This window comes from Planctomycetota bacterium, assembly GCA_039819165.1.
Taxonomy (GTDB): domain Bacteria; phylum Planctomycetota; class Phycisphaerae; order Phycisphaerales; family UBA1924; genus JAHCJI01.
The window spans coordinates 2,353,985-2,369,659 of sequence record JBCBSM010000001.1 but is presented as its reverse complement, the minus strand read 5'-3'; the positions used below and the strand labels follow the sequence as shown (position 1 = coordinate 2,369,659).

General features: G+C 68.8%; 13 protein-coding genes. 5 read left to right on the top strand and 8 right to left on the bottom strand.

Annotation, left to right across the window (positions count from 1 at the left end; genetic code table 11):
* Positions 1-137 precede the first annotated feature (137 nt).
* Positions 138-986 carry a hypothetical protein gene (locus AAFX79_10360; protein MEO1008962.1) on the top strand — a complete coding sequence of 283 codons (849 nt, stop codon included), beginning with the start codon at positions 138-140 and terminating at the stop codon, positions 984-986.
* 1 nt (position 987) lies between these two features.
* On the opposite strand, the gene AAFX79_10355 is transcribed toward AAFX79_10360, so the two are convergent.
* Positions 988-2,721, bottom strand: a complete 1,734-nt coding sequence (locus AAFX79_10355) for a methylmalonyl-CoA mutase family protein (protein MEO1008961.1) — start codon at positions 2,719-2,721, stop codon at positions 988-990.
* A gap of 279 nt (positions 2,722-3,000) precedes the next feature.
* Here AAFX79_10355 and AAFX79_10350 point away from each other — a divergent pair, with 279 nt between their 5' ends.
* The gene (locus AAFX79_10350) at positions 3,001-5,070 is read left to right on the top strand and encodes a GC-type dockerin domain-anchored protein (protein MEO1008960.1); all 2,070 of its coding nucleotides are present in this window, start codon (positions 3,001-3,003) and stop codon (positions 5,068-5,070) included.
* 60 nt (positions 5,071-5,130) lie between these two features.
* On the opposite strand, the gene AAFX79_10345 is transcribed toward AAFX79_10350, so the two are convergent.
* From AAFX79_10345 to AAFX79_10335, 3 genes are all read right to left on the bottom strand, one after another.
* Positions 5,131-6,159, bottom strand: a complete 1,029-nt coding sequence (locus AAFX79_10345) for an alpha/beta hydrolase (GenBank protein ID MEO1008959.1) — start codon at positions 6,157-6,159, stop codon at positions 5,131-5,133.
* A 119-nt stretch (positions 6,160-6,278) separates the two neighbouring features.
* The gene (locus tag AAFX79_10340; GenBank protein MEO1008958.1) at positions 6,279-6,731 is read right to left on the bottom strand and encodes a MarR family winged helix-turn-helix transcriptional regulator; all 453 of its coding nucleotides are present in this window, start codon (positions 6,729-6,731) and stop codon (positions 6,279-6,281) included.
* A gap of 541 nt (positions 6,732-7,272) precedes the next feature.
* Positions 7,273-9,021 carry a 30S ribosomal protein S1 gene (locus AAFX79_10335; GenBank protein MEO1008957.1) on the bottom strand — a complete coding sequence of 583 codons (1,749 nt, stop codon included), beginning with the start codon at positions 9,019-9,021 and terminating at the stop codon, positions 7,273-7,275.
* Between the two features lie 617 nt (positions 9,022-9,638).
* Between AAFX79_10335 and AAFX79_10330 the strand changes: the two genes are divergently transcribed.
* Complete coding sequence (locus AAFX79_10330) at positions 9,639-11,018, top strand: Glu/Leu/Phe/Val dehydrogenase (protein MEO1008956.1); 1,380 nt, start codon at positions 9,639-9,641, stop codon at positions 11,016-11,018.
* A 12-nt stretch (positions 11,019-11,030) separates the two neighbouring features.
* Here AAFX79_10330 and AAFX79_10325 read toward each other — a convergent pair whose 3' ends face one another.
* On the bottom strand, positions 11,031-11,345 hold the full coding sequence (locus AAFX79_10325) for a hypothetical protein (protein MEO1008955.1): 315 nt from the start codon (positions 11,343-11,345) through the stop codon (positions 11,031-11,033).
* A gap of 95 nt (positions 11,346-11,440) precedes the next feature.
* Here AAFX79_10325 and AAFX79_10320 point away from each other — a divergent pair, with 95 nt between their 5' ends.
* The gene (locus AAFX79_10320; protein MEO1008954.1) at positions 11,441-11,857 is read left to right on the top strand and encodes a lecithin retinol acyltransferase family protein; all 417 of its coding nucleotides are present in this window, start codon (positions 11,441-11,443) and stop codon (positions 11,855-11,857) included.
* Positions 11,858-11,863: 6 nt separating this feature from the next.
* On the opposite strand, the gene AAFX79_10315 is transcribed toward AAFX79_10320, so the two are convergent.
* Together AAFX79_10315 and AAFX79_10310 are read right to left on the bottom strand one after the other, a co-directional pair.
* On the bottom strand, positions 11,864-12,673 hold the full coding sequence (locus AAFX79_10315) for an SDR family NAD(P)-dependent oxidoreductase (protein MEO1008953.1): 810 nt from the start codon (positions 12,671-12,673) through the stop codon (positions 11,864-11,866).
* Between the two features lie 29 nt (positions 12,674-12,702).
* Positions 12,703-13,548 (bottom strand): hypothetical protein, encoded by an 846-nt coding sequence (locus tag AAFX79_10310; GenBank protein ID MEO1008952.1) that lies wholly within the window; start codon positions 13,546-13,548, stop codon positions 12,703-12,705.
* 211 nt (positions 13,549-13,759) lie between these two features.
* On the opposite strand from AAFX79_10310, the gene AAFX79_10305 reads away from it, so the two are divergent.
* On the top strand, positions 13,760-14,773 hold the full coding sequence (locus AAFX79_10305) for a tetratricopeptide repeat protein (protein ID MEO1008951.1): 1,014 nt from the start codon (positions 13,760-13,762) through the stop codon (positions 14,771-14,773).
* A gap of 22 nt (positions 14,774-14,795) precedes the next feature.
* Here the strand turns inward: AAFX79_10305 and AAFX79_10300 are convergent, their stop codons facing one another.
* Complete coding sequence (locus AAFX79_10300; protein MEO1008950.1) at positions 14,796-15,671, bottom strand: bifunctional 5,10-methylenetetrahydrofolate dehydrogenase/5,10-methenyltetrahydrofolate cyclohydrolase; 876 nt, start codon at positions 15,669-15,671, stop codon at positions 14,796-14,798.
* Positions 15,672-15,675: the final 4 nt, after the last annotated feature.

The window sequence follows — 15,675 nt, the reverse complement described above, 5'->3', positions numbered from 1 at the left end:
CTAACCACGTACAAATTGAGCTTGTCGATTCCAAGCGACGGATCCGACAGTCGCGCGCACGGCAGTTTTGATGCTACAGTCGCGCGGTGGAACCCGTGGTGGAACAAGCCTGCAGGGAACGCAGGCGGAGGCAACTCATGGAGTGGGTGGTTGGGCTCGATCACAGCGAGTTCACGTTCAAGCCGGGCGGAGCGAAGGGCCTTGTTCTCGCGGCGCTCGTTGTCGAACGCGCGCGTTTATCCGAGCTGGAAGATGACCTCGAACGCATAGCCATTGAGCAAACGGGGCATGGGCTCCCAATCAAGTTCAACATGGCGGATCCAAAGGTCTACGAGGCTGCCCAGTCCTTGGGCTTGGATTGGGAAGATTTCAAGGCCCGCACACGTGAGCGTGAGGCTCTTCGCGTAACGCACCTCCGTTGTCTCCAAGCAATGCGGGCTGCGGAAGCAAAGCTTGTCGTGAGCGTCAAGTCGGTAGTGTCCAAGGCAAAGGAGGAGCACTTCGACGGATCGTGGGAGTTGGCGTTCGAGAATCTGCTGCAGCGCATCGCTCAGTATGCTCGCGACGAGGCACCAGACCGTGTTGAGTTGATTTCTGACTGGCCACATAAAGAAGGCGCAGCTCGCAGATCGTTCAAGCGCGTCATGACGCCGATGTGGACCAATGGCACTGGACCTAGCGGAGCGATCTGCTTTGCCGGTTCGTTGCGGGACAACAATTTCGCTAGCAGCATCAGCTTCCAGGTCGTCGAGTCATCACGGCTCATTCAAGCCGTCGACGTGGCGGCGGGTTGCATCTCGCTGCCTTGTCGACGGAATGCGACGTCAGAGCCGACGTTCCATGAGGCCTGCCAACTCCTACGAGACTGGCCGAACAGGTACAACGGACGTGGGGTGGTGATTCCCAAGTCCGAACTCGCCCTCTTCGAGCGGCTAAGTACCGGGCTCGTTCGCATAGCCAACTCGGAAAAGCAGTTGGCTAGCTAGCCTACCACTCCGGCCCACCCGCATACCGCCCGTAGATATCCGCCATCGCCTGCACCATCTCGCCGAGCGTGGCGTTGGCGAGGGCGCCGTCGATGAGGTGGGGCATCACGTTCTCGCCCTGCTGGCAGGCGGTGCGGATGGCGTCCAGGGCGCGGTCGGTGGCGGCCTGGTCGCGGTTCTTCTTGAAGGCGGCCAGCCGCTCGAGCTGGGTCTCTTCGACCTCCGGGCCGATCTGGAGGATGTCGATCGGGCGGTCTTCTTCCTCGTCCACGTACTCGTTGACGCCGACGATGATGCGGTCGTGGGCCTCGCACTCCTCGCTGAAGCGGTAGGAGGCCTCGGCGATCTTGCGTCGGAAGTAGCCCTGGTGGATGCCCTCGACGACGCCGCCGTAGCCACCGGTGGGTTGGCCATCGGCCATGCCCTTCCAGGCGCCGCCGGCCATGTCGTCGATCTCCTGGATGTAGCCCAGGGCCTCCTTCTCGACCTCGTCGGTGAGGGCCTCGACGAAGTAGCTGCCACCCAGCGGATCGACGGTGCGGGTGACGCCGGTCTCGTGGGCGAGGATCTGCTGGGTGCGGAGCGCGACGGTGACGGCCTGCTCGGTGGGCAGGCCGAGGGTCTCGTCCATGCTGTCGGTGTGCAGGCTCTGGCAGCCGCCCAGCACGCCGGCCATGGCCTGGTAGGCGACGCGGACGATGTTGTTGAGGGGCTGCTGCTCGGTGAGGCTGCAGCCGGCGGTCTGCACGTGGGTCTTCATGAACCAGCTGCGCTCGTTCTTGGCGCCGTAGCGGTCGCGCATCATGCGGGCCCAGATGCGGCGGGCGGCGCGGAGCTTGCAGACCTCCTCGAAGAACTCGTTGTGGCTGTTGAAGAAGAACGACAGCCGCGGCGCGAACTGATCGATGTCCAGCCCGCGGAGCAGGCAGGCCTCGACGTACTCCATGCCGTCGCGGAGGGTGAAGGCGAGCTCCTGCGGCCCGGTGCTGCCGGCCTCGCGGATGTGGTAGCCGCTGATGCTCACCGAGTTCCACTTGGGCATGTGCTTGCTCTGGAACTCGATGGTGTCGACGACCAGCTTCACGCTTGGCTCGGGGGGATAGATGAACTCGTTCTGGGCGTGGAACTCCTTGAGGATGTCGTTCTGGAGGGTGCCGCCGAGGTCGGCGATCGCGAAGCCGCGCTGCTTGGCCATCGCGAGGTACATGGCCCAGATGACGCAGGCCGGCCCGTTGATGGTCTGGCTGACGGTGACCTCGTCGATGGGGATGTCGGCGTAGAGGCGGTGCATGTCCTCGATGGTGTCGATGGCCACGCCGCACTTGCCGACCTCGCCGACGCTGAGCGCGTCGTCGCTGTCGCGGCCCATGAGCGTGGGCAGGTCGAAGGCGGTGGACAGCCCGGTGTTGGCCTTGGTCTTGGTGGTCTTGCCGGCCCGCAGCAGGTACTTGAAGCGGGCGTTGGTGTCGTCGGCCGACCCGAAGCCCGCGAACTGCCGCATGGTCCACAGCCGGCTGCGGTAGCCCTGCGGGTAGAGGCCCCGCGTGTAGGGGAACTGGCCCGGGGCGGCGATGTCGCGGTCGAAGTTGTGGATCGACGCCGGCGGGTTGTCGGGCCCGTAGGTCGCGTCCAGGGCGATGCCCGAGATGGTGACGGCCCCGGGATCCACCTGGCCATCGCTGGTGAGGCCGGGACCGGTGAACGTGGATGTACCGCTGGTGCTGGTCGGGGTCATGTTCGGCTCCTGCTGGGCAGATCTGCCGGCGCGCAGCCACCGTGCCGGCATTCCCATTATACGAGCCGCGTGCGGGCCCCCGGCGGCCGGCCCATGCGGGCGATCCCCCGCAACCCCGAGTCGATCGGGGACTATCACGTTCAAGACTAGATGAGACTGAGCCGCCAAAGCCGGTGCACGGACGGGTGGCGGGTGATCGAATCGCGGGAAACACGGGCCGACCGCCTGCCGAAGGCGGGACGCTCCGGGCTCCGGCTCAAGAAGAACGGGGAGGAACCGATGACGGCCCTTCGAACGAAGACTCGGCTGACGGCCTGCGGGATCGCGGTGGCCCTGTGCACCCACTCGCTGGCCCAGACGACGAGCGTGCGGTGCGCGGATCGCGACTTCTTGGGGTCCGCGGACTCCTCGTTCATCGCGCGTCACGTCGAGCGCGATGGCGGCTTCGCATTCGTGAGTTCTTCGCCCTTCAGGAGCCAGATCGTGGTCTTCGACGTCGTCGATCCCCTCGCGCCCGAGGAGATCTCGTCGTTCTCGGTGCCGGGCGAGGCGCAGCGATTCGCGATCCGCGGGACCACGCTATACGCCGCAGCCGGACCAAGCGGGCTGCGGATCTACGACATCGAGGATCCGCGCAGCGTCGTCGAGATCGGCTCGTTCTCCGATGCCGGCTTCGGCTTCGCGGTCGACGTGGTCGACGATCTCGCGTACATCGCTGCCGGCAATGCGGGGCTGCAGATCGTCGAGCTCGACCTGCCGCGGCCATTCCGCGTCGGCCTTGCGAACACGCCGGGCGAGGCTCGCGACGTGATCGTGCGCGATGGCTTCGCGTTCATCGCGGATGGCGCGGCCGGCCTGAGCGTGGTCGACGTCCGCGAGCCAGCAAGCCCCGAGCTCCTTGCCACCGTGGACACGCCTGGGCTCGCCCGAGGGATCGCCATGAGCGGGGACTTCGCATTCGTGGCGGATGGCCGCGAGCCCTTCGAGAGTGGCGGGGGCGTCCAGATCTTCGATGTCCGCGATCCGTCGGCGCCGGGACTCGTGGCGTCGTACGCCCCGGATGCAACCGCGATCGATGTGCGCATAGAGGGCAGCACGCTCTACGTCGCCGCGCAACCGGGTCGGGTGGACGTGGTCGACATAGCCGACCCCGCGGCGCCGCGGACCGTCGGCCGGTACGGCACGCCGTCGGGCATCGGAGCCATCGACGTCGACGATGGCATCGTAACGATCGCCGACTCGGCGAACGACCTGCGGCTCCTTGATGCACGTGATCCGGCCGGCACTCCGGTGCTCGGCACGGCCGGGTTCGGCGACGACACGCTGTTCGACATCGCCATCGATGGCGACACGGGCTACACGGTGTTCCGGACCGGGGGCGTCCAGGATACCGGCATCCGCGTCGTCGATCTGTCCGATCCGGCCCGGCCCGCCTCCATCGCGACGCTTCCGCTGGCTGATCTCTTCGGCGGAGTCGCCCTCGATGGCGCCATGCTCTTTGCCACTTCTGGTGCGGATGCACCGTCGATCGTTGCGATCTCCGTCGCAGACCCGACCGACCCGCGGGTGGTCGGCACGACGCCGCTCGCCGATCCCGTCCTGGAGGTCGCGGCCCGCGATGGGCTCGTGTTCGCACCGAGCACCAGCGAGGGACTGGTCGTCTACGACGCCACCGACCCCGGAGCCCTGGTTGAGATCGCCACGCTCGACGTTGGGCCGGCCAATCGCGTCGCCCTCGGAAGCGGCGTTGCATACGTGAAGGTCGGCAGCTCGTTCGACGACGCGCGCATCGTGGCGGTCGACGTGTCCGACCCGGCGTCGCCAGCGGTGCTGAGCGAGGTGACCGTCAACGGCTTCGTGAACGACCTCGAGATCATCGGGCCGGGCGTGCTCGCGACGGTGGGGGACGACTTCTCGATCATCGACGCCACCGACGTGGAATCGCTGGCCGTCGCCGGCACCATCGACCAGCCCGCGGGCAGCTTCCTGGACCTGAGTCGCCAGGTCGGGGTGCTGCTCGCGTCGGGCAACGGCGCCAGCGTGTACGACATCCACGATCCGTTTGCGCCCAAGCCAGTCGGTCGCGTCGCGATCCAGAGCACGAGCAGCGTGGGCTTCCTGGGCGACTCCGGCGTTATCACGACGCAGGACGGCCAGCTCGTGACGTTTAATCTGGCGGACTGCTGCCCGGCCGATCTGGATGGCGACGGCGAGCTCACGCTGTTCGATTTGCTGGCCTTCCAGAATGCGTTCGATGCCGGTGACCCGATCGCCGACTTCGACGGCGACGGCCTGCTGACCTTCTTCGACTTCCTCGCATTCCAGAACGCCTTCGACGCGGGCTGCTAGCGCACGCAGGTGCCGCCGCAAGCGGCGGGGCGGCGGCGGTGCTTGCGTCCGAGCGAGCGATCATTCGTCGTCGGCATCGACGATCTTCCTTCGGAGGAAGTCGATCATGAGCGTGGCGATGAGGTCGCCGTCCTCCTCGAGGGCGAAGTGGCCCGTGTCGAGGATGTGCAGCTCGACGTCCTCGAGGTCGCGCTGGTAGGGGTACGCGCCCTCGGCGGGGAAGATGAAATCGCCCTCGCCCCAGGTAATCAGCGCGGGCGGCTGGTGCTCGCGGAACAGACGCTGCCACTCGGGGTAGCGCTCGACGTTGGTGCGGTAGTCGTAGAAGTAGTCGAGCTGGATCTCGTCGTTGCCCGGACGATCGAGCTTGGGCTGGATGTGGTTCCAGTTGTCGGGGCTGATCACCTCGGGCGTGCGCGCGCCGGTGTAGAACTGCCATTTGGTGGCCTCGAGCGTGAGCAGGCCGCGGAGGGCGTCTCGGTTCTCCTGGGTCGGATCGGCCCAGTACGCCTTGATCGGCTCCCAGAAGTCGCGGAGGCCCTCGTCGTAGGCGTTGCCATTCTGGATGATGAACGACTGCACGGCCTCGGGGTTGCGCTCGAAGAGCCTGTATCCCACGGGCGCGCCGTAGTCCATGAGGTATACGCTGAATCGCTCGACGCCGAGTTGCTCGAGGAGCTTCTCGACGATGGCCGCGGCGTTCGCGAACGTGTAGTCGTACTCGTCGCGGCCGGGCGTGGCGCTCTCGCCGTAGCCCGGGTAGTCGGGCGCGATCACGCGGAATTCGCCCGCGAGCCTGGGGATCAGGTCGCGGTACATGTGGCTCGACGTCGGGAAGCCGTGCAGCAGCAGCACGACGGGCGCGTCGGCCGGGCCCGCCTCGCGGTAGAAGATGTCCAGCCCGTTGATCTGCATCGTGCGGTGATAGACGCGCGGCTCGGCGGCGGTGGTCGCGGCGGATGCCGTATCGGCAGAGGTGCCGGTGCCCGTCGAGGCAGCGGCATCGCCCGCCCGGGCCGTGCCGGCAACCAGCGTGAGGGCGGCGGCAAGCGCAAGAGCGCGGGCCAGTGTGCGTGCGTTGCGGATCATCGTTCGGTCTCCTGCGTGCGTGGTGCGTGGAGCACTCACTCGGTTGGGCTCAATAACATGTATCTACATCTAAATGCCCGCGGCGGCGTGTCGGCCGAGACGGGCTGCTCCGGGGGCGGTCAGGTCGTGTTCAGTGCTCCGGCCGCGGACCGCAGCGCCGCGGACAGGTCCTCGCCCAGGCGGGCGGCGATCGTCCGCTGGGCCCGCCTCCAGTGCGGGAGCGCATCGCCCAGCACGGTGCGGCCGCCGGCGCTCAGGGCGTAGCGAACGACCCGCTGGTCGTCGGCGTCGGCCTCGCGGCGGACCAGCCCGCGATCGGCGAGCCGCTCCAGGTTGCGGGACAGCGTGGTCTGGTCCGTCATCGTTGCCTCGGCGAGCTCGGATTGGGTCGGCCAGCCGAGCGCCGCGAGGTACACCAGGAGCGTCACCTGCGTCGACCGCAGGCCGAGATCGCGGAGGCCCTCGTCGAACGTGGAGGCGATCACCCGGTCCACCAGCCGCACCGCCGTGGCGAGGCAGCCATCGAACTCGGCGGCGAGGGCCAGGTCGTCGGTGGTGGGTTGCGTGGTCATCCTGCTCTCCATGGCTGAGTCGGGTTCGTCCGGAGGGGCAAACACATGCATGTGCATGCATATTCGCCGGCGCGGCGCATTCGTTCGCCCATGCGTTGCCCGACCGCAACGTGTTGCGTGGGGGCGTCGCCCGGAGCCAACGTTCACGGGGTCGATAACCCCCGGGCCGGATTCGGCAGCCCGCCGGAGGCATCCCAGGGGCGTGGCGGGCCGGTTTGGCATCGGGGTTGAACCTGTTGAGGTGCCGCTCGTCGGCAACACATCCACAGAGAGGAGTCCCCCGTGAAGAACATGCTCCGAGTGTCCGAGAACGGCAAGCGGATCGCCTTCCTCACCGTGCTGAGCTTCATCGCCCTGATGTAGGCCCCGACCCCGCTCGCGATGCGGAACCGCACGGCGGCGTAGTCGATCCGGCTCGCCCGCGACCAAAGAAGCCGTCGCACAATAGCACAGCAGCCCGAGCACGCGCCCGGGCTGCTGTTGGTTCGCATGGACTTCGTCCGGCCGGACGGGGCGGGCAGGACGCTCAGCCGTCGCCGAGTCAGCTGCCGCCGAGGTTGATCTTGTTGGTCCCCATGGCGTCGTGGTCGTCCATGCCGCCGCGGGTGGGCATGTCGACGTCGGCGGAGTAGCTCCCGTCGCCGGCGTCGCCCCACTGGGCCCGCTTGAGGCTCAGGCCGATCTTGCGATCGTTGATGTCGACGCGGAGGATCTTGACGTCCACCTCGTCGCCGGCCTTGACGACCTCCTGCGGGTCCTCGACCTTGTGGTCGGCCAGTTCGGAGATGTGCAGCAGTCCCTCGAGCTCGTCCTCGAGCTCGACGAAGACACCGAAGTTGGTGATCTTGGTGACCTTGCCGCGGACGACCATGCCCGGCTGGTAGGCGCCCGGGATGGCGCTGAGCCAGGGATCCTCGGTGAGCTGCTTGACGCCCAGGCTGATCCGCTGCTTCTCCTGGTCGACGTCGAGCACGACGCATTGCACGTTGTCGCCCTTGGCGACCACCTCGTTGGGGTGGGTCACCTTCTTGGTCCAGCTCATGTCGCTGACGTGCAGCAGGCCGTCGATGCCCGGCTCGATCTCGACGAAGGCGCCGTAGTTGGCCAGGTTGCGGACGGTGCCCTCGATGACGGTGCCGGGGGGGTACTTCTCGGCCACCAGCTCCCAGGGGTTCACCTCGGTCTGCTTCATGCCGAGGCTGATCTCCTGCTTGTTCTTGTCGATCTCGAGGATGACCACGTCGACCTCGTCGCCGGGGTTGACCACCTCCGAGGGGTGGTTGACGCGGCGGGTCCAGCTCATCTCGGAGATGTGCACCAGGCCCTCGATGCCGTCCTCGAGGCGGACGAAGGCGCCGTAGGACATGATGTTGACGACCTCGCCGCGGACGCGGGAGTTGACGGGGTACTTGGCCTCGATGGCCTCCCAGGGGCTGGCGTCCTTCTGCTTGAGGCCCAGCGCGATCTTCTCCTTCTGGAGATCGATCGACAGCACCTTGACCTCGACCTCGTCGTCGACCTTGACCATCTCGCTGGGGTGGTTGACGCGGCTCCAGGACATGTCGGTGATGTGCAGCAGGCCGTCGATGCCGCCCAGATCGATGAAGGCGCCGAAGTCGGCAATGTTCTTGACCACGCCCTTGATGAGCTGGCCCTCCTCGAGGGTCTCCAGCAGCCGCTTCTTGGCGGCGTCGCGCTCCTTCTCGATCAGCTTGCGGCGGCTGATGACGATGTTGCGGCGATCGGTATCGATCTTGAGCACCATCGCTCGGATCGAGCGGCCCACGAAGTCCCGCACGTCGTGCGGGCGGCGGACATCGACCTGGCTGGCGGGCAGGAACACCGGCACGCCGATGTCGACCAGCAGACCACCCTTGATCTGCTTCATCACCCGGCCCTCGACGATGTCGTCCTCCTTGGTGCTGTCGACGATGCGGTTCCAGGCGATCTGGCGGTCGGCCTGCCGCTTGGACACCTCGACGACGCCGTTCTGGCCCTCGAGGCTCTTGAGCAGAACGTCGACGGAGTCGCCGATCTTGGGCTCCTGCTCGAACTCGTCTAGCGGGACCAGGCCCTCGCTCTTGAGGCCGACCTCGACGACCGCGTCGTCGCCGGCGATGCCGATGATGCGGCCCTTGATGATCTTGCCGGGTTCCAGATCGGCGATCTGGTCGTCGATCAGGCCGTCCATGTTGCCCTGGGCGACCTCGTCTCCGAGCGCGTCTCGGATCATCGCGTCCATGTCGGTGTCTTCGAGACCGAGGGAAGCGATCAGCGTTTCGTCCACCATGTGCGTGCGTCTCGTCGTGGCGTGCTCGCGGGATCGATCGGGGCCGCCGGCTCCCCGTCGGTCGGGCGACACGCCGCCGTGCCGAACGCCTGACGCGATCGGCCCGCCTCTCGGCGGCAGCGGTTCATGTTCGGTGTCCGGGGGCGCCACCACACGCCCAGACCGGCCCGGCGGATACGAAGAAGATACTAGGCCTTGCCCGGCTTACCAAGCCAATCGGGCGCCCCGCGTCGGATCGCGGCCGGACGTGCGGCTTCGCCCCCCCGGCCCGGGATATACGGACGCCCGGCGGCCTCGCTAATCGCGGATGCTCCGGCTAGCCTTGCTGTCTTCCCGCTCTGGGTGCCGTGGAGGGCGGCCCGGAGGGCGAAGCGGTCGCCGACGACCACGGCGCGTGCGGGCGCGCGGCACCCGCCGCGGATCGAGCGGTTCGCAAGATCGGCGGCCGTTCCGCCGACATGCCGTGGAGGCGGCGGCGAACGGACGGGCCGCCGGCTCGTACCTGGGCCAGCCGGGCGCGCGAGCGTCGCCGGCCGGCTCCGTCCACGAGCGGACGCAGACAACGGACGCAGCATGGCGGGCAACGCCCGCCCAGCGACAGCGAGGCAACGCAGGCCATGACGACGATCGCGACGCAGACGGAGGGGACCGCGGCCGATCCGGCCCGCGAGGACGAGCCACGCAACCCGGTGTTCGAGGAACTGGGCTTTCCCAAGGACCCCAACAACCTCTACACCCAGACCGTGGGCACCATGCTGCACGCGGCCGACATGCTCGACCAGCAGCACCGCGTCAAGATCATCCTGGCCCAGCCCAAGAACGAGCTGATGGTGCACTTCCCCGTCCGCCTCGAGGATGGGCACCACCACCTCTTCAAGGGCTATCGGGTGCAGCACAACAACGCGCTGGGCCCCTACAAGGGCGGCCTGCGATTCCACCCCGATGTCCACCTGGATGACGTCAAGGCGCTCGCGCTGCTCATGACGATGAAGTGCTCGCTGGCGCGGCTGCCCCTGGGCGGCGCCAAGGGCGGCGTGAAGTGCGACCCCCGCAAGCTGACGCCCGCGGAGATGGAGCGGGTCACCCGCCGCTTCACCAGCGCGATCATGAACGACATCGGGCCGGACTACGACATCCCGGCGCCCGACGTGGGCACCAACGCCCAGACGATGGCCTGGATCGCCGACACGTACCAGATGTCCAACAGCCGGACGGCCTACGAGGGCCTGCGGGTGGTCACGGGCAAGCCCGTGGAGGTCGGCGGGTCGGTGGGCCGCGAGAAGGCAACCGGCCAGGGCATCGCCGACGTGATGGCCGAGATCCTGCCGCAGATCAAGATCCCCATCCAGGGGCTGCGGTTCAGCATCCTGGGCTTCGGCAACGTGGGCTCGTGGTGCGCCCGCATCCTGCAGGACATGGGCGGCACGCTCGTCGCGACGATGGACCATACCGGGGCGCTGCGCAACGACGCGGGCATCGACGCCCACGCCCTGGCCGAGTACAGCTACCAGCACGGCGGCATCTCGGGCTTCGGCGAATCGACCGGCAGCGGCGGCGGCAAGGGCGCCGAGGCGGTCTCCAAGGAGGACTTCTACAGCACCCCGGTCGACGCGTTCATCCCCGCCGCCCTCGAGCAGATGATCGGCCCGCGGGAGGCCGAGATGCTCCAGTGCCGCGTGGTGGCCGAGGGCGCCAACGCCCCGTGTACGCCCGCGGCCGACCGCGTGCTGAACCGCCGGGGCATCGAGGTGCTGCCGGCCATCCTGTGCAACTCGGGCGGCGTAACGGTGAGCTACTTCGAGTGGGTGCAGAACAAGGCCTGCCAGATCTGGGACATCGAGACGGTGGACCGCGAGCTGAACAAGGTCATGTGCATGGCCGCCCGCCGCACGCTGCTGGCCCGCCAGCGGTACGAGTGCGACATGCGGACCGCAAGCTACCTGGCGGCCCTGGAGCACCTGGGCAAGGTCTACAAGACGCGGGGCATCTTCCCGTAAAAGGGTGCTGGCTCAATCCTCCGGCGCGTCGAGCAACCACTTCAGCAGCACGAACAACCCGGCCGCCGCGGTCCCGACCAGCAGAGCCCTGGCGATTTCTTCGCCCACGCGGCGTGCCCGCTGCTCGCTCGCTGACTCCACTTCCTCGATGAGGCGTTCCAGGATCTCGGCGGCCACCCCATCCACCGCCACCAGCTGGTCGTGATGGGCCTCCCATCGCCGGATCGTGCCGGGGTGCACCGCTAGCACCGCGGCGAACTGCGCCCCATCCAGGCCGAGTGCCCCACGAACAGCCCGGATCTGCGACCCCGAGACGTTGAACTTCAACGTTGCCTCGACTTGACTGGCCATTCTGCCGATGTCACAATTGTGACATCGGCCAGGTGGCGCGGGCTGCTTCTGGCAGACGTGCAGGAGAGCGCATGGGACGGCAGCTTCCCGAAACAGGCGACGTGGTCCGCGTGTGGACGGGCTGGTACTGGCACTACGCCATCTTCGTGGGGATGCTCGGTGGCGTTGCACCGGGGGTCGTCGAGCTGGCCAAGCCCCGCGAAGGGGGCCGAGTGCGGCGCGTGGCCTGGACGCAGTTCCTCGGCGGCCGCTCGTTTGCGGTCGTCACTCCGCCCGACGCGATGCCCGGACATTGTGTCGCCCGGCGTGCGTTGGCGGCCATCGGTCGGCGAGGGTACGACCTGCTGTTCTGGAATTGCGAGACGTTCGCCACGGAATGCGCGACGGGCCGTGGCCGAAGCGACCAGGTACGCGGCATCGCATCGCTCGCGCTGGTCACGGCATGCGTAGGGCTCGCGGCCCTCGCGGATCGACGACCGGCTCGCTAGACCGCGTCACGGATACGACTGCCGCGTCGGACGGACCATGACCTCGTTGACGTGCACGCCCGCGGGGTGCGCGCACACGAACAGGATGGTGCGGGCCACGTCCTCGGGCGTGAGCACCGGGCCGATCTCGTCCATGAACTCGCCGAAGGTGGCGCGGTCGTAGCCCGCGGCGTCCTGGAACTCGGTGGCGACCACGCCGGGCTCGATGGTCGTGACGCGGATGCCGCGGGGGCCGGCCTCGCGGCGGATGGCCTCGGCGATCATGTGGGCGGCGGCCTTGGCGGCGCCGTAGAAGCTGCTGAACGGCGACAGGTTCCGCCCCACGCTCGAGCCCAGCAGCACGACGTCCCGCGGCCGCACCGGCGGGCCCTTGTGCTCGCCCACGTCGGCCAGCATGCGGCGGACGGCGGCCCGCATCAGCCTCGCGGCAGCGGTGGTGTTGATGTCCAGGACCTCGTCCCACTCGTCGGCGTCGGAATCCAGCGGCGAGCCCTTCAGCCCCCGGCCCGCGTTGGCGACGACCAGATCGGCCTCCGCACCGGCGAGCTGCAGCGCCGCGTCGAGCATCTGGTGCACCAGCTCGGGCTCGGTGGCGTCGCCGGCGATGGGCCGCACCCGCTCGGGGGCCATCTCGACCAACTCGTCGAGCCGGCCGGCGCGGCGGGCGTTGACGATGACCGTGGCGCCTCCGTCGATCAGCGCGCGGGCGGTCGCCAGGCCGATGCCCGCGCTGGCGCCGGTGACGACGGCCACGCGGTCGGCGAAGGACGGTCGGAACCAATCGGCGGTGGCGGACGGTGCGTTCGTGGTAGTCATTTGGGAAGCCCCCTCGCTGAGGGGGCAGGCTATCCCGTGATGCGGGCCACGAAGCCGCCCACGCCGCCCCGCATCGAGTCGATCTCGTTGTTGAACCGCCGCTCGTTGATGTCCTCGGCGATGTTGGTGGCCAGATCGATGCGGAAGTGGCGGCGGGTCTCGGGGCGGTCGCGGGCCCCGGGGGGCACGCTGTAGCCCACGATGGCGCGCTGGCCGGGCGAGGTCTCGACCGGAGCCACCCAGGCCCCCGAGCCATCGGCCCGGACCACCCTGGGGCTGTCGGCGTCGCGGTCGTAGAGCACGACGGTGGCGCCGGGCAGCGAGCGGCCCTGGACGGTTTCGGTGCGGCGGGCGCTGATGAAGTTGCCGCTGAAGCCCAGCGACACGTCGCTCAGCGAGATCTGCAGCCGTCGCCCGGGCGCGATCTCGGTGCCCTGGAGCTTGTCCAGGTCGCGGTGCAGCGCGGGCAGGCTCTGGAAGCCGTCGACGACGATGGTTGCGGTGTAATCGCGGACCTCGACGCCGGCGATCTGGTCGACCACGGGATCGGTGGATTCGAACGTTGGTCGCAGGTCCAGCCGGTTGCGGACCTTGTGGTGCCCGATGACGGTGGGCCAGATCTGGTCCCACTCGCCGCGGGTCTCGCCGCCGACCGAGCCGGGCAGCACGACCGAGCGGACGTTGTTGAACTGGAGGGTGACGGGCAGCTCGGCCCTCCGCGCGCAGCCGGGTAGCGCCGCGGCGGCCACGATCGCGAGGACCAGCGCCGCCATCCGGACCACCGGGCCGCGGAGCCCCGCGAGCCCGATCGCCCTGGCGGTCGCCGCCCGGATGGACGATGGCACCGCGAGATAGAGGTCGGCGTGCCGGCGCATCGCCCGGTTATCGGCCAGGGTCGGCAGAATCGTCCAGACGGAGGGCGGATCGGCCGACGACGCCTCCACCGGCGTGCGGTGTTCGGCCGGCGGCGGCCGGCATTGCGATAATCGAGCCCCGCATCCGGATGGGCCGAACCCCCCCGGCATGCCGATCGTTGGAAGGGCCTCCGGGATCGAGGGCCCGCTCAGGCGCAGGAAAGGGCAGCGGATGGACACGACGGCGGCACGCGTGCGGAGGACGGGGCGATCGGTCGCCCTGGTGCTGGCCCTGGCCGGATGCGCCGCCGCGCTCGCCGCCTGCGGCTCGGGCCCATCGCCCAAGAAGCGGGTGCAATCGCGGGCCGCCACCGACGCGCTGGACAACGCCACCGCCCTCGCCGGCCTGGGCCGCGCCGAGGACGCGCTGGCCGAGTTCGAGCGGGCCATCGAGCTCAACCCGCTGCTGTCGGACGCGTACCTGGGCGCGGGCGACCAGCACCTGCTGCTGGGCAACCACGAGGACGCGCTGGCCGACTACCAGACCGCCACCGAGATCGAGCCCGAGGATCCCGACGCCCGCGTGAAGTACGGCCGCGTGCTGCAGATCCTCGGCCGCATCGGCCAGGCGATCGGCGCCTACCTCGCGGCCCTGGAGCTGGAGCCCAGCAACGTCGAGGCCAACATCAACCTCTCGGTCGCCTACATGCAGGCCGAGGAGCCGGGCCTCGCCGTCGACTACGCCGAGCGGGCCGTGCTGCTGGCGCCCCGGGACGCGGCCGCCCTGATCAACCTCGGGACCATTTACGCCGCCCTGGACGAGCACGACGACGCCGTCGACCAGTACCAGCAGGCCGCCGAGCTGGTCGACCCGATCCCGGCCGAGTTGCTCATTAATCTCGCCGAGAGCCTCCGCGCGCTGCGGCGGGACGCCGAGGTCGTCAACGTGCTCAGCCAGCTCGTGCGGACGCACCCGTCGGCCATCGCATGGGAGCGGCTGGGCAGCGCCCAGTTCCGGCTGCGCAACTATGACGAGGCGCTCGTCGGCTTCGAGACCGCGCTGCAGTACGACGAGGACCACTACCCCGCCCTCAACGGCCTGGGCGTCTACCTGCTCAACCAGTACCTGTGGAGCGACGAGACCAACGTTGCGGCCCGCGACGAGGGCCTGAAGCACCTCCGCCGCAGCCTGCAGCTCGAGCACCGCCAGCCGCCGATCCGGGAGTTGCTTGCGCGATTCCGATAGCACCCGTCCGGCATGAGTGCTGTCACAGTTCGCTGGCGGCGCCCTCGGCGGCGTCTACGACGTTGCGCAGCAGCATCGCCACGGTCATCGGGCCCACGCCGCCCGGCACCGGGCTGAGGTGGCCCGCGATCTGGCGGGCCTCGTCGAAGGCGACGTCGCCCACGGTCCGGGTCGTGCCGTCGTCGTTCGTCACGCGGTTGACGCCGACGTCGATCACGACGGCGCCGGGCTTGATCCAGTCGCCGCGGACCAGCTCGGGCACGCCGGCGGCGGCGACCAGCACGTCGGCGGTGCGTGCCAGCTCGGGCAGGTTCTTCGTGTGCTCGTTGCAGCTGATGACGGTGGCCTCGCGGCGCATCAGCAGGACGGCGATGGGCTTGCCGACCACGTCGCCCGCGCCCACCACCACGCAGCGGGCGCCCGCCAGCTCGATGCCCGTCGAGCGGATCATGCGGACCGCCGCCAGCGCCGTGCAGGGCGCCAGGCTCGACCGGCCGTACACGACGTTGCCGATGTTGGCGGGGTTGACGCCCTCGACGTCCTTGCGGGGGTCGATGCGGCGCTGCACCTCGTAGGCGTCCACGCCCTCGGGCAGCGGCAGGTGCACCATGATGGCGTGGCAATCGTCCTGGGTGTTGAGCAGCAGCACGCGGCCGGCGATGTCGTCGAACCCGGCCGACGCCGGCAGCGTGTGCAACCGGTAGTCGATCCCCAGCTCGCCGCAGGTGCTGCACTGGCTGTCGGCGTATTGCCTTGAGGCGTTGTCGCCGTCGTCGACCAGCACGGCGTCCAGCCGCACGGTGCGGCCCGCGGCGTGCGCGCGGCGGACGCGATCGGTGATCTCGTCGCGGTACCGGCCCGCCAGCTCCCGCCCGTCGATGATGGTCGCCTCCGCCACGCGG